This is a genomic window from Streptomyces sp. NPDC049541 (assembly GCF_044465725.1).
In the GTDB taxonomy this organism is placed as follows: Bacteria; Actinomycetota; Actinomycetes; order Streptomycetales; family Streptomycetaceae; genus Streptomyces.
The window spans coordinates 91426-113228 of sequence record NZ_JBITLY010000009.1 but is presented as its reverse complement, the minus strand read 5'-3'; the positions used below and the strand labels follow the sequence as shown (position 1 = coordinate 113228).

The following is a 21803-nucleotide window of genomic DNA, read 5'->3' as shown; positions in this document are numbered from 1 at the left end:
TGGTTGGTGGAGACGCCCTACGAAGACGGACCACTCGGACCCGCCGCACTCGCGTCGGCCTCCGCACGGCCGACGCGGACCAGGAACATCCACAGGGACGCGATCAGCACCGTGCACAGACACCAGCTGGCCACGACGTCCAGAGGCCAGTGATAGCCGCGCCGCACCAGCCCGAACCCCACGGCCAGATTGACGACGGCGCAGACGGCGAGCAGTGCACGGCGGGCGTACACCGCGCGGAGCCAGGGGAGCAGGAGCAGGGTCGCCGCGCCGTAGGCGACGGCGGCCGTCGCGGTGTGGCCGGACGGGTAGTAGCCGGTCCCAGGGGGCTCGACGGGGGTGCCCGGGCGGTCGATCAGTTCCTTGAGGGGTACGACCAGGGCCGGGACCAGCGCCATCAGCAGCGCGGCCGCGAGCGGCGGCAGCCACCAGCGGTATGTCCCTGCCGCGCGGGCCCGCCAGGCAACGTACACCAGGGCGACGCCGAGCACAGGCACCGCCACCCCGATGTTGCCCAGGTCGGCGAGGAGTTCCGAGAAGCGGTCGGGGTGGGCGAGGGCGCCGCTGACCCGCCGGTCCAGGCGCAGCAGCGGGCCGTTCGAGACGACCTGCCAGGTGATCAGCGCGAAGAGGAGGGCGGGAAGCCCGAGAAGGAGAAGAAAGGAGGTCGGCCGCCCCGGAACAGGGGGGGTGGTTCCGAGGCGGCCGATCAGATCGGATCGACGCCCACCCCGGGGGGTTTGGGGCGGGCGACTGTCCGATCGGTGAGGAGATCCGGAGCCGGAAGCTCCGTGTGTGTGCGCGAGGGCACGACCAGGTCGTAGCTGGGGAGGCCACGGCCTGAAATCGCCCACAGTCCCCTGTGAGCGGGGTGTATCTCTCATCTGGGTAGAACCTACGGCAGCCGGTGGGCGGAAGACAGACGGAATCGCGTCCCGCCATCCACCTCGCACACGTTCTTCACACGGCCTGACGCCCACTGTCCAGGCACCGGAATCACGAGGGATGCCGGCGCTGGGGCAGATGGTGCGCATGGGACGCGCATCCCGTGCGTGAGCTGGGGATTCCGCGTGGCTCAGATCCGCGCGAAGGCCTGCTCGATGATGTCGAGACCCTCGTTCAGGAGGTCCTCGCCGATGACCAGCGGGGGCAGGAAGCGGAGGACGTTGCCGTAGGTGCCACAGGTCAGGACCAGCAGGCCCTCCTGGTGGCAGGCCTTGGCCAGCGCGGCGGTCGCCTCCGGGTTCGGCTCCTTGGTCGTACGGTCCTTGACCAGCTCGATGGCGATCATCGCGCCGCGGCCGCGCACGTCACCGATGATGTCGAACTTTTCGGCCATGGCGCCGAGGCGGGCCTTCATGACCGCCTCGATGTTCTTCGCCTTGGCGTTGAGGTCGAGTTCCTTCATCGTCTCGATCGAGCCGAGCGCACCGGCGCAGGCGACCGGGTTGCCGCCGTAGGTGCCGCCCAGGCCGCCCGCGTGCGCGGCGTCCATGATCTCGGCGCGGCCGGTGACCGCGGCCAGCGGCAGACCGCCCGCGATGCCCTTGGCGGTGGTGATCAGGTCCGGGACGATGCCCTCGTCCTCGCACGCGAACCACTGACCGGTGCGGCAGAAGCCGGACTGGATCTCGTCGGCGACGAAGACGATGCCGTTGTCGGCGGCGAACTTCCGGATCGCCGGCAGGAAGCCCTTCGCGGGCTCGATGAAGCCGCCCTCGCCGAGCACCGGCTCGATGATGATCGCGGCGACGTTGTCCGGGCCGACCTGCTTGCTGATCTGGTCGATGGCCTGCGCGGCGGCCTCGGGACCGGCGTTCTCCGGGCCGGTCGGCCAGCGGTAGCCGTAGGCGACCGGGACGCGGTAGACCTCGGGCGCGAAGGGTCCGAAGCCGTGCTTGTACGGCATGTTCTTCGCCGTCAGCGCCATCGTCAGGTTGGTACGGCCGTGGTAGCCGTGGTCGAAGACGACGACGGCCTGGCGCTTGGTGTACGCGCGGGCGATCTTGACGGCGTTCTCGACGGCCTCGGCGCCGGAGTTGAACAGCGCGGACTTCTTGGCGTGGTCGCCCGGGGTGAGATCCGCGAGGGCCTCGGCGACCTCCACGTAGCCCTCGTACGGGGTGACCATGAAACAGGTGTGGGTGAAGTCCGCGAGCTGCGCGGACGCCCGGCGTACGACGGCCTCGGCGGAGGCGCCGACGGACGTCACCGCGATGCCGGAGCCGAAGTCGATGAGCCGGTTGCCGTCGACGTCCTCGATGATCCCGCCGCCCGCGCGCGCGGTGAACACGGGCAGCACGGAGCCCACGCCCTGCGCGACCGCGGCGGTACGGCGGGCCTGCAGTTCCTGCGACTTCGGGCCGGGGATGGCGGTGACGATCCGGCGCTCCTGCGGAAGTGCACTCATGAGGGGCTCCTGGGGGTGTGCGGCCTTACACAGGCTCTTACGGACTCTTGCCTTCTTTTCTCGCAGGTTAGGACCGGAAGAGGGGGGTGGGCATGCTCCATGTGGGCGCTGTCGGGGGTTCGGGTTTGTCCGCGGTGGACATGGCGCCCGGTGCGGGGCCCGGCCGCGTAAGCGGTGAACTCCCCGTGCCGGGGCGTTAGATTGACCGCTGACGGTGGACGGAACGGCTGGTCAGGGAGCGAGGGCGATGGACAGCGACGGGACGCAGGACACACGGGGTACGCATGCGAATCCTGTGCCGCGTCCGGCAGGTCCGCCGGAGGTACCGCCGAGGCCCACGGCCGCACCCGGCGTGCCGCCGCGGCCGGACGGCTCGGCGTTCCTGACCTGGCTCCGGGCGCCGCGCCCGGAGACACCGCCCGGCGTGTGGCGGTTCGGGCATCGGCCGCGGGCTCAGGAGGAGCCCGAACTGATCCCCGCCCGCCAGCTGGTCAGCGGCGCGGTGATCGCGTTCCTCGTCGGCTGGCTGATCTGGTCGCTGCTGTGGAACGGCTACCTCGGCGGCTGGTGGCTGCTCCCGCTCTACGCGATGATCCCCGACTCCTGGGCCCAGCCGCACAGCATCGCCTCGGTCGTGGTCGTCTACGCCTACTACGTGCTGATCGCCCTGGTCATCATGATCGGCGTCGGGAGGCTCGGCCGCTGGGGCGAGATCTGGCGCCGCTACGGTCCGCCCGCCTGGAACCGGACGGCGCCCCGCGCCGAACGCCCGCCCGCCCCGGAAGAGGACCCCGCCGAGTGGCCCCAGCTCCGCGCCGCCGGAGCCGCCGACGCCGCCGAGCGGCTGGCCGCCGAGGCCCGGGCCGGGCTGATGCGGGACGTCGACCACGCCCGGATCGTGCGCGCCTGGCAGGGCGTGCGCACCGGCCGGCACAGCCTCGCCGCGTTCACCGGCGCCGTGCTCAAGGACGGCGCCGCCGCCTGTCTGCACCCCTCCGGGGAGCGCGACCTGCCGGCCCGGCTCGCCCGGCACGACCTGCTGACCGGTCAGGTACGGCTCGGCACGGCCGCCGACGACCCCCGCAACCCGTACGCCTACCGCGGCGCCGGTCTCGGCCTCGGCCCCGAGCTGCTCGGCACCTCCCTGCTCGCCGTCGGCCCGGCCGGTTCCGGCAAGACCGGCACCGTGGTGCGCCCGCTCGCCGAGTCCCTCTGTCTGCACGCCCTCGCCGGCCGGGCCGCCGTCGTCGTGGTCGGCGCGGCGGGCGCCGGGCTCGGACCGGCCGACGCCTACGACGTCGTCGTAAGGATCGGGAATCCGGAATCGGTGTACGACCTGGACCTGTACGGCGGGACGAGTGACCCGGACGAGGCCGCGGCCGTGCTGGCCGAGGCGCTGGTCGGGGACCTCGCCGAACCGCACCCGGGCAGTGACAGCCGCCGGTCCACGACCGTGCTCGCCCAGCTCCTCGGCCCCTTCCGGGCGGTCCACGGCCGCTTCCCCTCCGTGCCGGAGCTGCGGCAGCTGCTGGACGGATCGCCCGGGCCGCTGGAGGAGCTGCGCAGGGCGCTGCAGGGTTCCGGGCAGGAGTCGCTGCTGCGGGAACTGGACGCTCGCCGGCGCCAGTTGGGGCACCCCGGGGATGTGGCGGCGGTGCTGGCGGACCGGGTGGCGCTGCTGGACCGGCCCGCCTTCGCCGGCTTCTTCGACACCTCGGGACAGTCCAAGCCCTTCTCCCTCAAGGCCCTCGACCACCCGGTGCGGGTCCGTATCGACCTGCCCGAGCGCGGACACGCCGACGCCTCGCGGATGCTGGCGCGGCTGGTCCTCGCGCAGTTCACCGCGAGCGTGGCGGTACGTGAGGACCGGTCGCTGTTCGCCTGCCTGGTGCTGGACGACGCGACCGGGGTGGTGACCCCGGAGGCGGTGCGCGGGATCCAGCGGCTGCGGTCCGGGAACGCCGGCGTCGTACTGACGCTGCGGACCCTGGACGATGTGCCGAGGCCGCTGCGCGGGCCGCTGCTCGGCTCCACCGGATGCCGTATGGCGCTGTCCGGGCTCACCCCGTGGGACGGGCAGGACTTCGCCGAGGTCTGGGGCAAGGAGTGGACCGAGGCACGGGACGTCACCGACCGGCAGATCATCGCCGAGACCCCGGCCGGCAAGGCCGTCCACATGCTCCGGCGCGTCATCACCGGCAAGGCGCCCACCGCACGGGCCGTGACCGTCCGGCAGGTCGAACGCGAGCGGTGGTCGGCGTCCGAGCTGGCACACGGGGTGCCGCCCGGACACGCGGTGCTGTCGCTGACGACCGTCAAGGGCGAGCACGCGCCGCCCCTGCTGGTGGATCTGAGGGGTTGGACAGGCCCTGAGTCTGGTTGTCACAGGACCGGGTGACCTTACGGTGAGGCAGAATCGGGACAGGCCGTTCATACCAGGCGGCCAAAAGATCGGAAGGTTCGCCGATCCCCGCACACCTGACCTGAAGGCCTCATGCCCCCGACACTCGCCTCGCTCGTCCACCACTCCGCGCTCAAACTCACCGTGCGCGCGGGTGAGGACCGTCTCGACGTGCCGGTCCGCTGGGCGCACGTCAGCGAGCTCGCCGACCCCGTGCCGTACATGGAGGGCGGGGAACTGCTGCTGATCACCGCGCTCAAGCTGGACGCGGAGGATCCGGAGGCGATGCGGCGCTATGTGAAGCGGCTGGTGGAAGCGGGCGTCGTAGGACTCGGCTTCGCCGTCGGGGTCAACTACGAGGAGATCCCGAAGGCGCTGGTCGACGCGGCGCAGGGCGAGGGCCTCCCCCTTCTGGAAGTGCCACGGCGGACGCCCTTCCTCGCCATCAGCAAGGCCGTCTCCGCGGCGATCGCCGCCGACCAGTACCGGGCGGTGACGGCGGGCTTCGCCGCCCAGCGGGAACTGACCAAGCAGGCGCTGACGGGCGGCCCCGAGGGGGTGCTGTCCGCGCTCGCCTCGCAGGTCGACGGATGGGCGGCGCTGTACGACGCCTCGGGCGCCGTCGTCGCGACCGCACCGGAGTGGGCGGGGCGGCGGGCCGCGCGGCTCACGGCGGACGTGGAGCGGCTGCGGGAGCGGCCCGCGCCGGCGTCCTCGGTGGTCGGCCCGCCGGACAACGAGGACCGCGTCGAACTGCACTCGCTGGGCACGGGGCGGCGGCCGCGGGCCGCGCTCGCGGTGGGGACGGCGGCTGCGCTCGGTACCGCGGAGCGGTACGCCGTCCACTCGGCGATCGCGCTGCTGACGCTGACGACGGAACGGTCGAGGTCGTTGCACGCCGCGGAACAGCGCATCGGTGCGGCGGTGCTGCGCATGCTGTTGGCGGGGGAGCCGGACCATGCGAGGGCCGTCGCGGGTCATCTGTACGGGGGGCTGCTGGACGCCCCCTTCCGGTTGGTCATCGCCGAGTCGGCCGCGCGGGCCGCCACCGACGCGGGCGGCGATCCGCTGGCCGGGCTCGCCGAGATCGTGGAGTCGGCGGCCGCGCGGGCGGGGGAGTCCGTGCTGGTCGTACCCGAGGGGGAGCGGTTGCTCGTGTTGGCCGCGGACGGGGGTGCGGCGGTCACGGCGTGCGGGGAGTACGCGGCGGCGGTCGAGGCTCAGCGGAGCGGGGCGGAGGGGGCGCGGGACGCCGCCGGCGGTGAGGAGGACGAGCTGGTGGTCGGGGTGTCGGCGCCGGTGGGGCCGATCGCGGCCGCGGCGGCGTACAAGCAGGCCGAGCAGGCGTTGTCGGTGGCCCGGCGGCGGGGGCGGGTGTGCGTGGGGCACGAGCAGCTGGCGGCCGGGTCCGTGCTGCCGTTGCTGGCCGACGATGCGGTGAAGGCGTTCGCGGACGGGTTGCTGCGGGCGCTGTACGAGCATGACGCGACCGGGCGGGGGGATCTGGTGGCCTCGCTGCGGGCGTGGTTGTCGCGGCATGGGCAGTGGGATGCGGCGGCCGCGGATCTGGGGGTGCACCGGCATACCTTGCGGTACCGGATGCGGCGGGTGGAGGAGATTCTCGGGCGGTCGCTGGACGATCCGGATGTACGGATGGAGCTGTGGCTGGCGCTGAAGGCGACGTCTGCGGAGTAGCCACCGGGCCCGCGGCGGAGCCACTGGGGGCTCCGCCCCCAGACCTCCGTTCGGCCTGAACGGCCTCGTCCTCAAACGCCGGACGGGCTGAGTTGGCTGAGCCGAATTCAGCCCCTCCGGCGTTTCAGGAGCGGGGGTCCGGGGCTGGCCCCCGGGTCGGGACGGGAAGGGGCGGCGGGGCGAGGAACGCCGGCCGCACCCACCACCCCGCCAAACCGTCGTACGGCCCGCCCCCACCACTACACCCCGGCCAAACACACCCCCACCCCCACCGTCCTACCGTGGACCCCGAAGCCACGAACAAGAGCACCCCCAACAGGGAAGGGCCGGAACCCCCATGACTTCCACCACCGCCTTCTGGCTCGCCGGCCGCCAGGCCACGGGCGAGGACACCTTCGACGTCACCTCCCCGTGGGACGGCCGCCTCGTCGGCAAGGTCAGCGTGCCGACCGACGCCCAGGTCGAGGAGGCCGTCGCCGCCGCCCACGCCGTCCGCGAGGACTTCGCCGCCACCCCCGCCCACGTCCGCGCCGGCGCCCTCGACCACGTGAGCCGCAGGCTCGCCGAGCGCACCGAGGAGATCGCCCAGCTGATCTCCGCCGAGAACGGCAAGCCGATCAAGTGGGCCCGCGGCGAGGTCGGCCGCGCGGTCTCCGTCTTCCGGTTCGCCGCCGAGGAGGCCCGCCGCTTCAACGGCGGCGAGGCCCAGCGCCTCGACACCGACGCCGGCGGCCAGGGCCGTCTCGCCCTCACCCGCCGCTTCCCCAAGGGCGTCGTCCTCGGCATCGCGCCCTTCAACTTCCCGCTCAACCTGTGCGCCCACAAGGTCGCCCCGGCGATAGCGGCCGGAGCGCCGATCATCCTGAAGCCGGCGCCCGCCACCCCACTCTCCGGCCTGATCATCGGCGACCTGCTCGCCGAGACGGACCTGCCGGCCGGCTCCTGGAGCATCCTGCCGGTCGCCAACGACAAGATGCCCGCCCTGGTCCAGGACGAGCGCCTGCCGGTCATCTCGTTCACCGGTTCCGAGAAGGTCGGCTACGCGATCATGGACTCGGTGCCGCGCAAGCACTGCACCCTGGAGCTGGGCGGCAACGGCGCGGCCGTCGTCCTCGGCGACTACGCCTCCGACGCAGACCTCGACTGGGCCGCCACCCGCATCGCCACCTTCTCCAACTACCAGGGCGGCCAGTCCTGCATCTCCGTGCAGCGCGTCATCGCGGACGCGTCGGTGTACGACCGGCTGCTGCCGCGGATCGTCGCCGCCGTCGAGGCCCAGGTCACCGGCGACCCGAGCGACGACAAGACCGATGTCGGCCCGCTGGTCAGCGAGGACGCGGCCAAGCGCGTCGAGTCGTGGGTGAAGGAGGCCGTCGAGGCCGGTGCCACCCTGCTCACCGGCGGCGACCGCGACGGCGCCTCCTACGCGCCGACCGTCCTCACCGACGTACCGGCCGACACGACGATCTCCTGCGAGGAGGTCTTCGGGCCCGTCCTGACGGTGCAGAAGGTGGACGGCGAGGCCGAGGCGTTCGCCGCCGTCAACTCCTCCAAGTACGGCCTCCAGGCGGGCGTGTTCACGCATGACCTCCAGGTCGCCTTCCGGGCGCATCGTGCGCTGGAGGTGGGCGGCGTGGTCATCGGTGACGTCCCCTCCTACCGGGCCGACCAGATGCCGTACGGCGGCGCCAAGCAGTCCGGTGTGGGCCGTGAGGGCGTGAAGTTCGCGATGGACGACTACACCTACGAGCGGGTGCTGGTCCTCACCGGGCTCGCCCTCTAGAGCCTCTCCAGGCGCCCCTCAAGGCACCCTCTGTAAATGGGAACCATTTTCATATAGACTCCCCGAAGGGGCCCGGCACCGATGCCTTCCGGTGCCGGGCCCCTGGTCGTCCGCTCCGGACCCTCAACCGGAGAAGACGACGTGCGCGAGCCGCAGCGGGCCGCGCAGCCTGAGGTGGACGTCGCGGACACCCTCGGCGAGGAGCCCGGCGGTGACCGTCGTGTAGTCGTACGGCCCCGGCGTCGGCGTCCTGGGCGTCAGGGACGCGAGCACCGGACCCCCGTCCAGTGACACCTCGACCACACCCTCGCCCGCCACCGTCACGGACACCTCGCCGGCGCCCTTCCCGAAGTCGCAGTCCCGGTAGAGCAGTTCGCCCGCCCTGCCCTCCACCGGGGTCACCGCGTCGCCCGCGGACTTCGTGCGGTCGACGATCTCGATGCCGCTCTGCTCGTCGAAGTCGGCCGCGTCGAGACCCCGGCGCAGGACCGGGCGCGGCGCGGACGCCTCGCCGTCGAGGGTCACCGTCGTACGCAGCCGCACATCCTCGCTGGAGGCACCGGCCAGCAGTTCGTAGGGGCCCGGTTCACGGCGCCAGTGGCCCTGGTGCACATCCCAGAAGCCGAAGGCGGACAAGGGGACCTCGAAGGAGAGCTCCCTGCGCTCGCCCGGCTCCAGACGCACCCGGGCGAGTGCCGCCAGCTCGCGCCGCGGACGCGGGAGGGCCGGGTCCACGGCGCGGAGATAGAGCTGGACGACCTCGTCCGCCGCCATGGCTCCGGTGTTCGTGACCGTGAAGGAGGCGGACACCGCGGTGCCCTCCGCCTTTGCCGTCAGGTCCGCGTACGCGAACGACGCGTACGACAGGCCGTGGCCGAACGGGAACAGGGGCGTGCCCTCGAAGTACAGGTAGGTCTGGCGGCTGCCGATCACGTCGTAGTCGAGGAGGTCGGGCAGGTCGGCGTCGTCGGCGTACCAGGTCTGCGGGAGGCGGCCGGCGGGGGAGACGTCCCCGGCGAGGACCCTGGCCAGGGCGGTGCCGGCCGCCTGGCCGCCGTGCGCCGTCCACAGGGCGGCCGGCAGGCGGGCGGCGTCGAACGCGTAGGGGTACGCCGACACCAGCGCCAGCACCGTGTGCGGGTTGGCGGCGCGCGCGGCGTGCAGCAGGCGCTCCTGGTGCTGGGGGAGGCGCAGGGTCGTACGGTCCTCGGTCTCGCGGCCGTTGATGTGCGGATCGTTGCCCGCGACCACCAGGACCACGTCGGCCCCGGCGGCGGCCCTGCGCACCGCGTCCTCACCGCGCTCGGTGATGATCACCTGGAAGATTTCCGGGTTCGCTTCGGCAACCTTGACGCCGTCGGCGGCGACACAGACGTGGCGACCCGTACCGAGGTGCTTCAGGAGGTGCCCGTTCTCATGGGGTTCCAGGCGGAACGTCTCCTGGACGATCCAGCCTCCCGGCTGGTCGGCGGAGGCGCGCAGACGGCCGTCCTCGGCGACCGAGAGATAGCGGCCGTCGGGCGCGCGCAGCGTCAGCACGCCCTCGCCCCACTCCATGAGCGCGAACTCGGTACCGGTCGCATCGGTGGTCAGCGGCGGGAGATCGGTGCGCCCGGTGAGCGTGGCCGGGTCGAGAGCGCCCTCGGCGCCGCGCACCCGCTCCTCGGCACCGTCCGCCGCCGGGGCATGGAGAAACGTACCGGCAGCGGTCTTGAAGCGGACGCGGTCCACGCCCTCCGCGAACTCCACGCGCTCCGCGCCGAACCGCTCGTACAGGCCCTCCAGCGGTGTGGACCGGTGGATGAGCGTGCCGCTGTACCAGTCGAGCTTGCACTCGTCCGCGAGCAGGCCGACCACCGCGATCCGGGTGTCCTCGGTGAGCGGCAGCAGACCGCCGTCGTTCTTCAGCAGCACGACCGCCTGCTCGGCGGCCTCCTGCGCGAGCGCACGATGGGCCGGGGTGTCGAACTCGCCGGTGCCGACGTGCGGGTCGTGGTGCGGGTCGAACTCGCCGAGGCGGAAGCGCACCGAGAGCTGGCGGCGTACGGCCGTGTCGATGTCCGACTCGGTGAGCAGGCCCTGCTCCAGGGCCCCGCGCACCCGCGCGGTGATCTTCGAGCTGTCGGTGCCGTGGTCGGTGAAGCTGTCGACGCCGGCCAGCAGCACCGCGGCCGTCGCCTCCTCGTGCGTGTCGAAGTAGTGCTCGGAGTCGACCAGGTTGGACGGCGCGCCCGCGTCGGAGCAGACGAGGAGGTCCTCCTCGGTCCAGGTCCGCAGGTGCTCGCGCAGATACGGCGAGACATGGTTCGGGCGGCCGTTGACCAGGTTGTACGCGGGCATGACACCGGCCACCGTGCCCGCCTCGACCGTGTCGCGGAAGGCGCGCAGGTCGTACTCGTGCAGGACGCGGGGGCGGACGGAGGAGGACGTGGTGTCGCGGTTCGTCTCGTTGTTGTGCGCGAGCCAGTGCTTGAGGACGGGTGCCGTGCGCCAGTACGTCGGGTGCTCGCCGCGCAGGCCGTGCGTGTAGGCGGTGGCGATGGCCGAGGTGAGCCGCGGATCCTCCGAGTAGCCCTCCTCGTTGCGGCCCCACAGCGGGTGGCGCAGGAGGTTGACGGTCGGGGACCAGACGTTGAGCCCCACGCGGTCGTCACGGGCGCGCATCGCGCGAATCTCCTTGGAGACGGCCTCGCCGACCCGTCGTACCAGGTCCTGGTTCCAGGTCGCGCCGAGACCGACCGCCTGCGGGAAGACCGTGGCCGGGCCCATCCAGGCCACGCCGTGCAGCGCCTCCTGGCCGGTGCGGAACGCGGGGATGTCCAGCCGCTCGACGGCGGGGACGAACTGGTGCAGGAATCCGATCTTCTCATCGAGGGTGAGCCGCGACAGAAGGTCGTCGATGCGCTTCGCGAAGGGCAGGTGTGGATCGCGAAAAGGCGGCGTGTGCGGCGTGTGTGCGGTCACGTGGGGATCCCCCTGCGATGAATCGACGGGATTGCATTCGAAGCGCTTCGATGCTCATTCGACTCGGTGTCGAGTGTCAAGAGACCGGCACCCCGACTTCAAGCGGTGCATACGAAGAGAGGGCGCTCCCGGGCCTCGTAGGAATCTTGGAAGCGACCCTTGTGCGCCCCTGTGTGTTCACTTAACCTCACAGCAACATCGAAGCGCTTCGACTGCGCATTCCGTTCATACGTCGAAGAAACGCTTCAGCTCAGCCAGTTCCCACTTACGACACCGCAGCCGACGGCCTCCGCCGGGTGTCCAGGTGCGCCACGAAGGGTTGACGCAATGACGCCGAACGCCGCCTCCGCCTCCTCCGGACCTAGCCGCAGAAGCTTCCTCGCCTCAACAGCGGTCGCCACCGCGGCGATGGCGGGAGGGATGCCACTGCTGTCCGCCTGCGGTGGTGCGGACGGCGGATCGCGCGACGGGACCACGACGGGCAAGAACGCCGAGAAGCTCCTGCCGGCCTATGTGGCCAGCAATGTGGTGACGCCGGACATCCCGTCGAAGAACGGCTCCGCGATGGGCTTCACCAGCAAGCTCGACATCGCCACCCTCAAGACCTCGGTGCCGAAGAAGCTCGGCAAGGGCGGCAAGGTCACCATCATGTCGCCGTTCTGGGGCTCGCCGCCCAAGCAGAACAACCCCTACTACACGTCGATGAACGACCTGATCGGTGTCGACGTCCAGTGGCGCAACCAGGACGGCAACACCTACGACCAGAAGCTCGGCGCGGTCCTCGCCTCCAGCGACGTCCCGGACGTGGTCGTCGTCCCGAGCTGGAACATGATGGGCAAGATACCCAGCGCCATCATCAGCAAGTTCGCCGACCTGAGCCCGTACCTGTCCGGGGAGAAGGCCAAGGAGTACTCCAACCTCGCGGCGATCCCCAGCGACGCCTGGCAGCGCTCCATCTTCGGCGGCAAGCTGATGGGCCTGCCGATGCCCGCCGGGTACGTCAACAACATCGTGCCGCTCTACCGCCAGGACATCTTCGACAAGGAGGGCTACGAAATCCCGCGGTCCGCCGACGAGTTCATGGCCCTGTGCAAGGAGATCACCAACGCCAGGGCCAGGCGGTGGGCCTGCGGTGACATGAAGTGGACCGCGTTCAGCAACTTCGGGGTGCTCAGCGGCGGGGAGAAGCCGCTGTGGTGGAACCTGGTCGACGGCAAGCTGATCAACCGCATCGAGACCCCGCAGTACCTGGAAGCCATCGAGTGGACGCGCAAGCTGTTCGCCGCCGGAGTCGTCCACCCCAACTTCAAGCTGGGCAAGAGCCAGATCACCGACCCGGCCCCCAAGTTCGCCGCCGGCGAGTTCCTGATCTGGAACAACGACATCTCCAACTGGTACGGGCAGCAGGCCTCCCTGGCCACCCAGAACGCCGGCGTCAAGGTCTGGGGCATGGACATCTGGGGCCACGACGGCGGTGCACCGACGCTGTACGCCACGAACCCGGCCAACATCTTCGCCTTCGTCAACAAGAAGGCCTCCGAGTCCGTCATCCGCGACGTGCTGGCGGTCGCCAACGTCACCGCGGCGCCCTACGGCACCAAGGAGTGGATGATGACCAACTACGGGGTCGAGGGCACCCACTACACGCTCAAGGACGGCGTCCCCGTCAAGAACGACCGGGGCAACAACGAGGTCATCAACGCCTATGTCATGATCGCGAGCCCCGCCGCGACCATCGCCCACCCCGACCTCCCGAAGTACACCCGGGGCATGGTCGAGTGGCAGCAGCGGATGGGTGCCTTCACGAGGAAGTCGTCGTTCTGGGGCCTGCAGATCACCGAGCCCTCCCGCTACACCAACCTCGTCAACGACTTCGAGCAGCTCGAGGACGACATCATCCGCGGCCACAAGAAGATCAGTGACATGCAGCAGGCCATCTCCGACTGGAAGAGCAAGGGCGGGGACAAGCTGCGCGACTGGTACAAGAAGCTCCTCGACGAGAACGGTCCGGCGGCGAGCTGACGAGACTTCGAGGCAAGGAGAACGGCTGTGTCCCACAGCACGGTGCCTCGGACCAAGGCCGAGGCCGGCACACCGGTGAAGACGAAGGTGGCGTCCGAGGACGCCACCGGCCCCCGGGAGAAACGAGGCTCGGGCAAGCTGAGTCTTGGGCTCAGGTTCAGACGCGACCGCCTGCTGATCCTCATGACGCTGCCGGCCGTCGTGCTCCTTCTGGTCTTCAACTACCTGCCGATCCTCGGCAACGTCGTCGCCTTCCAGGACTACGACCCCTACATCAGCGACAACGGCATCGTCTCCATGCTGAACAGCCCCTTCGTGGGCCTGGAGAACTTCCAGCAGATCTTCCAGGACTCAGCCTTCTGGAACGCCGTCGAGAACACGCTCGTGCTGTTCTTCGTCCAGCTCCTGCTGTTCTTCCCGATCCCGATCCTGCTCGCGCTGCTCATCAACAGCGTGGTCCGGCCCCGGGTGCGGGCGTTCGCGCAGGCCGTTCTCTATCTGCCGCACTTCTTCTCCTGGGTGCTGGTCATCGCCGTCTTCCAGCAGATGTTCGGCGGCGCGGGCATGCTCTCCCAGCTGCTGCGACAGCACGGGTACGACGGCCTCGACATCATGACCGACCCGAACACCTTCCCCTTCCTGCTCACCGCGCAGAGCGTGTGGAAGGACGCCGGGTGGGGGATCATCGTCTTCCTCGCCGCCCTGGCCTCGGTCAGCCCGGACCTGTACGAGGCCGCCGCGATGGACGGCGCCGGACGCTGGCGCCGCATCTGGCACGTCACGCTGCCCGCCCTGCGCCCGGTGATCGCCCTCCTCCTCGTGCTGCGCGTCGGCGATGCCCTGACCGTCGGGTTCGAACAGATCCTGCTGCAACGTGACGGCGTCGGACCGGGCGCTGGCGAGGTCCTCGACACCTTCGTGTGGTGGAACGGCGTGCGCAACCAGAACTTCGGCTACGCGGCCGCCGCCGGTCTCGTCAAGGGCGTGGTCAGCATCGGCCTGGTCCTCGCCGCGAACAAGGTGGCCCATCTCATGGGCGAGAAGGGGGTGTACAAGAAGTGACCGCCGTCATCGACGAACCGGCGAGCCGGCCGCGCTGGTGGACCGCACCCGAGCGCCCCGCGTGGGAGGAGAAGCCCTCCCGGGCCGGTCTCGCGGGCAAGGGCGTCGCCCTGACGTTCGCCTGCCTGGCGATCCTCTTCCCGCTGTGGATCGTCGTCGTCACCAGCCTGTCCTCGCGCCAGACGATCAACGAGGCGGGCGGCCTGGTGATGGTGCCCAAGGGCATCACCTTCGTCGCCTACCGGGAACTGCTCAGCGGCGGCCAGGTCACCCGCGCCGCGGTCATCAGCCTCCTCGTCACCCTGGTCGGCACGCTGTTCTCGATGACGGTGTCCGTCCTGTGTGCCTACGGCCTGTCCCGGAGCGGGTCCCTCGGCCACCGCTGGATCCTGATGCTGCTGCTGGCGACCATGTTCTTCAGCGCCGGCCTCATCCCCACCTATCTGCTGGTGCAGTCCCTCGGCCTGACCGACAGCTATCTCGCACTGATCCTGCCGAGCGCCATCAGCGTCTTCAACATCCTGGTGCTGCGCGGCTTCTTCATGGAGATCTCGCCGGAGCTCATCGACAGCGCGCGCATCGACGGCGCCGGGGACCTGCGGATCCTCTGGCGGATCGTCATGCCGCTGTCGCGGGCCGTCCTCGCGGTGATCACGCTCTTCTACGCCGTCGGCTACTGGAGTGCCTGGTTCAACGCCTCGCTCTATCTGAACGACCAGGACATGATGCCGCTGCAGAACGTCATGATCCAGCTCGTGCAGAAGCAGGAGGCGCCGGTCGGTCTGAGCCAGGCCATCAGGACCGGTCAGCTGTCCGGGCTCGCCATCCAGATGGCGGTCATGGTGATGGCCCTGCTGCCCGTGGCCGTGCTGTCGCCCTTCGTCCAGAAGCATTTCAGGAAGGGCATGCTCACCGGCGCCATCAAGGGCTGAGCCACACCTTTCGACTCCGCCGCGGCCGACCTGCCGCCATCAGCGGTCGGCCGCGGCGGTCCCAAACCTCCCGTTGCTCCCCACCGCACAGAACGAGGTATGTCATGCCCGCGTCCACTCCGAGCCGACGTGCCGTCCTCGCCGGTACCGCGGCGACCGCCGCGCTCACCGCCGTTCCGCTGCTCCCCGGGCGGGCGCTGGCCGCGGCACCGGCCGCCACCGCCACGCCGGCCTACCGCTGGCGCAACGCCGTCATAGGCGGCACCGGTTTCGTCACCGGCGTCCTCTTCCACCCCTCGGTCCGCGGCCTCGCCTACGCACGTACCGACATCGGCGGCGCCTACCGCTGGGACGACAAGGCCGCCCGCTGGACCCCGCTGACCGACCACCTCGGCGCGGACGACTGGAACCTCCTCGGTGTCGAGGCCATCGCGGTCGACCCCGCCCACCCCGACCGCGTCTACCTCGCCCTCGGCACCTACACCCAGTCCTGGGCCGGCAACGGGGCCGTCCTGCGCTCCGAGGACCGCGGTGCCACCTGGACCCGCACCGACCTGGGCGTCAAGCTCGGCGCCAACGAGGACGGGCGGGGTACGGGTGAGCGGCTGCTGGTCGATCCGCGGGACAGCGACACCCTGTGGCTGGGCACCCGGCACGACGGGCTGCTCAAGTCGACCGACCGGGGGGCCACCTGGACCGCTGCCGGCGGCTTCCCGGGCACCCCGAGCGCCTCCGGGCAGGGTGTCACCTTCCTCGTCGCCGCCGGGCGCGCCCTCTACGCCGGCTGGGGCGACTCCGACGGCAGCACCGCCCACCTCTTCCGCACCACCGACGGCATCACCTGGGAAGCCGTCCCCGGCGGGCCCACCGGCCCGGCCGCCAAGGTGCCGATCCACGCCGCGCACGACCGGCACACCCGCGAGCTCTACGTGACGTACGCCGACGCGCCGGGCCCGGGCGGCCAGTCCGACGGCAGCGTGCACAAGCTGTGCACCACCAGCGGGGAGTGGACCGACGTGACCCCCGCGAGACCGGGCGGCACCACGTCCGACGGTTCCCCCGACACCTTCGGGTACGGCGGCCTCGCCGTCGACGCCCGCCGCCCCGGCACCGTCGTCGTCTCCACCAACAACCGATGGGCCGAGATCGACACCCTGTACCGGACCACCGACGGCGGCCGCACCTGGACGTCCCTCAAGGACTCCGCCGTCCTCGACGTGTCCGAGACCCCGTATCTCAAGTGGGGCGCCGACAAGCCCAAGTTCGGCTGGTGGATCCAGGCGCTCGCCGTCGACCCGTACGACTCCCGGCACATCGTGTACGGCACCGGCGCCACCCTCTACGGCACCCGGGACCTGAGGAACTGGGCCCCGCAGATCCGCGGTCTGGAGGAGACGGCCGTGCGCCTGCTGATCTCGCCGCCGGCCGGGGAGGCGCACCTGATCAGCGGCTGCGGTGACATCGGCGTGCTGTACCACGAGCGGCTCACGGCGTCTCCCTCCCGCGGCATGGCGACCAACCCCGTGTTCGGGTCGGCGACGGGACTCGCCCAGGCCGCGCGCAAGCCGTCGTACGTCGTCCGTACCGGCTGGGGCGACCACGGCAACGGTGCCCGCTCGATCGACGGCGGGCAGACCTGGGCACCCTTCGAGACTCAGCCCGCCATTGCCAAGGACGGGCCGGGGCCGATCGCCGTGAGCGCCGACGGCAGCGTGCTGCTGTGGGTCTTCGTGCACTCGGACGGCACCAAGTACCCCGCCCACCGCTCCACGGACCACGGCGCCACCTGGTCCGAGGTCCCCTCCTTCCCGAAGGGCGCCACGCCGGTCGCCGACCCGGCCGACCCGACGCTCTTCTACGCGTACGACACCGACACGGGAACGGTGTACGCCAGCACCGACAGCGGCCGGACCTTCACGGCCCGGGCGACCGGACTCCCCTCCGGGGACAGCCAGTTCCAGCTGGTCGCCGCGCCGGGCAGGTCCGGCGATCTGTGGCTGAGCGCCAAGGGGCAGGGCCTGCACCGGTCCACCGACGGCGGCGCGAGCTTCTCGAAGACCGCCGGCGTCGGCGCCTCGGAGTGCCTCGGTTTCGGCAGGGCCGCGAAGGGTGCCCACTACCCCGCCCTCTACCAGGTCGGCACGATCGGGACCGTCACCGGCGTCCACCGCTCCGACGACGAGGCGAGGACCTGGGTGCGGATCAACGACGACCGGCACCAGTGGGGCTGGATCGGCACGGCCGTCATCGGCGACCCGCGCATCCACGGCCGCGTCTACCTCGCCACCAACGGGCGCGGGATCCAGTACGGAGACCCCGTCTGATGCCCGCGCTGAGCGACGCCACCCGCGGCCGCATCCTCTTCGGCGGCGACTACAACCCCGAGCAGTGGCCCGAGGAGACCTGGACCGAGGACGTACGGCTCATGCGGGAGGCCGGCGTCAACTCCGTCACCCTCGGTGTCTTCTCCTGGGCGAAGCTCGAACCCCGGCCCGGGGAACGGGAGTTCGGCTGGCTGGACCGGCTGATGGACCTCATGCACGACCACGGCATCGGTGTCGTGCTCGCCACCCCCACCTCCTCGCCGCCGCCCTGGCTGGGCCGGCTGCACCCCGAGGCCCTGCCCCGCGACGAGGACGGCCGTACCGAATGGTGGGGCGGCCGCCAGCACTTCTCGCACTCCAGCGCCGCCTACCGCCGCTATGCGGCAGCCATCACCGAGGACCTCGCCGCCCGCTACGGCGGCCACCCCGCCCTCACCATGTGGCACATCAACAACGAGTACTGCACCTACGACTGGGGCGACGAGGCCGCCGCCCGCTTCCGCCGCTGGCTGCAGCAGCGGTACGGCACGCTCGACGCCCTCAACTCCGCCTGGGGCACGGCCTTCTGGAGCCAGGGCTACGGCGACTGGGGCGAGGTCCTGCCGCCCCGCCACGCCCACTACCTGAAGAACCCGGGCCAGGTGCTGGACTTCAAGCGGTTCACCTCCGACATGCTCCTGGAGTGTTACATCGCCGAGCGTGACATCGTCCGCCGGCACACGCCCTCCCACATCCCGGTCACCACCAACTTCATGGCGCTGTGGGCGGGGCTGGACGCCTGGCGGTGGGCCGAGGAGGAGGACGTCGTCTCCGTCGACCTCTATCCCGATCCGCGCGATCCCTTCGGCGCGCAGCACGGCGCCCTCGTCCAGGACCTGACCCGCTCGCAGGCCGGCGGCCCCTGGATGCTGATGGAGCAGGCGGCGGGCCCGGTCAACTGGCGTGGCGTCAACCACCCCAAGCCACGCGGCCTGGGCCGCCTCTGGTCCCTCCAGGCGGTGGCCCGCGGCGCCGACGCCGTCTGCTACTTCCAGTGGCGCCAGTCCCGCCAGGGCGCGGAGAAGTTCCACTCCGGGATGGTCAGCCATGCGGGGCCGCAGGGGCGTACGTATCAGGAGGTCCGGCAGCTCGGTGCCGAACTCGCCAGAATCAGCCCTGAGGTGACGGGCAGTCACCGCCGCAATGACATCGCGATCCTGCACGACTGGCACTCGTGGTGGGCCGGTGCCCACGAGGGCCGGCTCTCGACCCGGGTCGACCACACCCAGGTCCTCACCGCCTGGCACCGCGCCCTGTGGCAGGCCCACCTCACCACCGACTTCGCCCACCCCGAACACGACCTCACCGCCTACAAGCTCGTCGTGGTCCCCCAGCTGTACGCCCTCACGGACGCGGCGGTCGACAACCTCCTCGCCTACGTGCGCGGCGGCGGCACCCTCGTCTGCGGGTTCCTGACCGGCGTCGCCGACCAGGACGACCGGGTGCGCCCCGGAGGCATGGACCCCCGTCTGCGCGAGCTGTTCGGCATCCGCACGCTGCACGAGTGGTGGCCGCTGGACGCGGACGAGACGGCCGGGACCGACGGTTTCCACGGCACCCTCTGGTCGGAGGAGATCGAGGCCGCGCAGGACGCCTCGGTCGAGGCCAGGTACAAGGGCGGCGAGCTCGACGGCCTGCCCGCCGTGCTGCGCAGGGGCCGCGCCTGGTACGTCTCCACGCTCCCCGAGCCGCACGCGCTGCGGGTCCTGCTGGCCGGGATCGCGGCCGACGCCGGCGTCCGCCCCGTCCTCGACGGGCTGCCCGACCGGGTGGAGGCGGTGCGCCGCGGTGACCTTCTCTTCCTGCTGAACCACGGGCGGGAGTCGGTGAGCGTGCAGGTGCCGGGCACCCAGCGCGACCTGCTGACCGGCGCGACAGTCGAGGGCGAGGTCACCCTCGGCCGGTACGGCGTGATGGTGTTGCGCCCATGAACACACACATGAGCACGCCGGCGAACATCGTCCACGGAACCTGGGAGCCCGCCCCCGCCACCCGCTGGGAGGACGGCTTCCTGAGCGGCAACGGCCACCACGGCGCCCTTGTGTTCGGTGATCCGAACAACGAGCAGGTCGTCGTCACCCACCACACCCTCGTCCGCCCCAACGGCGCCGAGAAGGCCCGTCCACCCCGCCTCGCCGACCGGCTACCGCACCTCCAGGACCAGTTGCTCGCGGGCGAACTGCACGCCGCCGAGACCTTCACCGACGGACGCGACCTCCAGTGGGTCCAGCCCTTCCACCCCGCCTTCCAGGTACGGCTGCGCAGACCGTCCGGGGAGGAGCCGCGCCGCTACCGCCGCTCCGTCGACTTCACGACCGGCGTGGTGAAGGCGGTCTGCGAGGACTGGAGCAGCCGGGTCTTCGTGTCCCGCGCCGACGACGTGATCGTCCAGCACGTCACGGCCGCCGACCTCGACATCGCCCTGGACCACCGCCTGCCGGGCGCACCACCGGGCCTCGCCGTCGGCGACGGCGCGGTCCTGACCTCCGAAGGCGCCCTGCTGACCCTGCGCGTCCGCTACCCGGGCAGCGACACGGCGTACACCGGGGTGACGCTCGTCGTGGTCACGGGCGGCCGTACGACCCTCATGCCCCCCGGCGTACGCGTCGCGGACGCGGACTCGGTCCTGCTGCTGACCAGGGTGCTGCGGCACACCGGCGAGCTGGACACGACCCCCCACGCCCGCGCCCTGCGCGAACTGCTGCCGGCCGGGGAGGACCCGTACACCCTCCTCCTGGACCGCCACACCGCCCTGCACCGCACCGCCTACCAGCGCGTCACCCTCGACCTGGACGCGGGCCCCGCGGACCGCGCCCTGCCCGGCTCGGAGCTGCTGGCACACCCCGACAGCCCCGCCTTCCTCGAGCGCCTCTTCGCCGCCGGCCGCTATCACCTGCTCTCCGCGAGCGGTCTGCTCCCGCCCCGCCTGGTCGGCCTGTGGACCGGCGACTGGGACACCGCGTGGTCGGGGGCGTTCACCAATGACGCCAACCTCAACCTCCAGACCGCGTCCGCAGCGGCCGCCGCCCTCCCCGAAGTCACCGAAGCCCACGCGTCCCTGATCCACGGGCAGCTCTCCGACTGGGCCGAGAACGCCCGCGCGGTCTTCGGCGCCCGTGGCGTCGTCGCCCCCGCCCACACCGACGGCGAGTCCGGGCTGTCGTACCACTTCAGCCGCGAATACCCCCTGCACCTGTGGACCGCGGGCGCCGACTGGCTGCTCAAACCGCTCGTCGACCACGACGAGACGAACGGCGCCCGGGACCCCCGTACCGCCCAGGTGCTCGCCCAGGTCGCCCTGTTCCACGAGGACTTCCTCACCCGCACCGACAAGGACGGCCACCTGGTCGTCGTCCCGTCCTACTCGCCCGAGAACCGCCCGGCGAACGCGAGCTGGGGTGCGATCAACGCGGCCATGGACCTCTCGGCCGCCCGGCACGCGCTGCTGACGGCGGCCGAGTACCACCCCGACAGCCCGGAGGCCGACCGCTGGCGTTCCCTCGCCGACCGGCTGCCGCCCCATCGGATCAACGCCGACGGCGCCCTCGCCGAATGGGCCTGGCCCGGCCTGGACGACACCTACGACCACCGTCACCTCAGCCACCTCTACGGTGTCTGGCCGCTCGACGAGATCAACCCGTACGACACCCCGGACCTCGCGGCGGCCGCCCACCGTGCCCTCGAACTGCGCGGCGCCGAGAACGACTCCGCGCACGGCCATCTGCACCACGCCCTGGTCGCCGCCCGGCTGCGCGACGGCGAACGGGTCGCGCACGCCCTCGGCCAGGTGCTCAACGGCGACTTCTTCCACGCCTCCCTGATGAGCGCGCACTACCCGGACCGCAACGTCTACAACGCCGACGCCGCCCACACCCTGCCCGCCGTGCTGATCGAGATGCTCGTGCAGTCGACCCCGGACCGCCTGGTCCTGCTGCCCGCGCTCCCGAAGGCGTACCCCAAGGGTCAACTCCGCGGTATCCGCACCCGGTTCGGGGCCGAACTCGACCTCACCTGGAACCCGCAGGAAGCGACGGCGGTGCTGCGCCCCACCCGCACGCACCGCGTCGAACTCAGGACTTCTTCCGGCACCCGGCCGCTCGACCTCGTCGCCGGAGAAGACCACGTCCTCGCCCTGGGGACGTGGTAGCCACCCCGAAGTTCCCCCCACCCA

12 protein-coding genes are annotated in these 21803 nt (G+C 71.4%); 9 read left to right on the top strand and 3 right to left on the bottom strand.

Features of this window, described 5'->3' with window-relative positions; translation table 11 throughout:
• Positions 1–17 precede the first annotated feature (17 nt).
• Entirely contained in the window at positions 18–854 is an 837-nt protein-coding gene (locus ACIBW9_RS30445) for a phosphatase PAP2 family protein (RefSeq protein WP_398960252.1), read from the bottom strand.
• Between the two features lie 221 nt (positions 855–1075).
• Entirely contained in the window at positions 1076–2410 is a 1335-nt protein-coding gene (gene gabT / locus ACIBW9_RS30440; protein ID WP_398960251.1) for a 4-aminobutyrate--2-oxoglutarate transaminase, read from the bottom strand.
• 247 nt (positions 2411–2657) lie between these two features.
• Between gabT and ACIBW9_RS30435 the strand changes: the two genes are divergently transcribed.
• The 3 genes from ACIBW9_RS30435 (at position 2658) to ACIBW9_RS30425 (ending at position 8289) form a co-directional block, all read left to right on the top strand.
• Positions 2658–4808, top strand: a complete 2151-nt coding sequence (locus ACIBW9_RS30435) for an ATP-binding protein (protein WP_398960250.1) — start codon at positions 2658–2660, stop codon at positions 4806–4808.
• A 96-nt stretch (positions 4809–4904) separates the two neighbouring features.
• Positions 4905–6506, top strand: coding sequence for a PucR family transcriptional regulator (locus tag ACIBW9_RS30430; protein WP_398960249.1), 1602 nt, complete (start codon positions 4905–4907; stop codon positions 6504–6506).
• Between the two features lie 337 nt (positions 6507–6843).
• The gene (locus ACIBW9_RS30425; protein ID WP_398960248.1) at positions 6844–8289 is read left to right on the top strand and encodes an aldehyde dehydrogenase family protein; all 1446 of its coding nucleotides are present in this window, start codon (positions 6844–6846) and stop codon (positions 8287–8289) included.
• Positions 8290–8412: 123 nt separating this feature from the next.
• On the opposite strand, the gene ACIBW9_RS30420 is transcribed toward ACIBW9_RS30425, so the two are convergent.
• Positions 8413–11253, bottom strand: a complete 2841-nt coding sequence (locus ACIBW9_RS30420) for a glycoside hydrolase family 3 C-terminal domain-containing protein (RefSeq protein WP_398960247.1) — start codon at positions 11251–11253, stop codon at positions 8413–8415.
• 327 nt (positions 11254–11580) lie between these two features.
• Here ACIBW9_RS30420 and ACIBW9_RS30415 point away from each other — a divergent pair, with 327 nt between their 5' ends.
• From ACIBW9_RS30415 to ACIBW9_RS30390, 6 genes are all read left to right on the top strand, one after another.
• On the top strand, positions 11581–13275 hold the full coding sequence (locus tag ACIBW9_RS30415; RefSeq protein ID WP_398960246.1) for an extracellular solute-binding protein: 1695 nt from the start codon (positions 11581–11583) through the stop codon (positions 13273–13275).
• A 27-nt stretch (positions 13276–13302) separates the two neighbouring features.
• On the top strand, positions 13303–14337 hold the full coding sequence (locus ACIBW9_RS30410; protein ID WP_398960245.1) for an ABC transporter permease: 1035 nt from the start codon (positions 13303–13305) through the stop codon (positions 14335–14337).
• The gene (locus ACIBW9_RS30405; protein ID WP_398960244.1) at positions 14334–15269 is read left to right on the top strand and encodes a carbohydrate ABC transporter permease; all 936 of its coding nucleotides are present in this window, start codon (positions 14334–14336) and stop codon (positions 15267–15269) included. Before ACIBW9_RS30410 ends, ACIBW9_RS30405 begins: the two co-directional genes overlap by 4 nt.
• Before the next feature lie 104 nt (positions 15270–15373).
• Positions 15374–17593 carry a WD40/YVTN/BNR-like repeat-containing protein gene (locus tag ACIBW9_RS30400; RefSeq protein ID WP_398960243.1) on the top strand — a complete coding sequence of 740 codons (2220 nt, stop codon included), beginning with the start codon at positions 15374–15376 and terminating at the stop codon, positions 17591–17593.
• The gene (locus ACIBW9_RS30395) at positions 17593–19563 is read left to right on the top strand and encodes a beta-galactosidase (RefSeq protein ID WP_398960242.1); all 1971 of its coding nucleotides are present in this window, start codon (positions 17593–17595) and stop codon (positions 19561–19563) included. The genes ACIBW9_RS30400 and ACIBW9_RS30395 overlap by 1 nt, the downstream gene beginning before the upstream one ends.
• Positions 19560–21779: a glycosyl hydrolase family 95 catalytic domain-containing protein gene (locus ACIBW9_RS30390; RefSeq protein ID WP_398960241.1), complete on the top strand. Its 2220-nt coding sequence runs from the start codon at positions 19560–19562 to the stop codon at positions 21777–21779. Before ACIBW9_RS30395 ends, ACIBW9_RS30390 begins: the two co-directional genes overlap by 4 nt.
• The last annotated feature ends 24 nt before the right edge of the window (positions 21780–21803 follow it).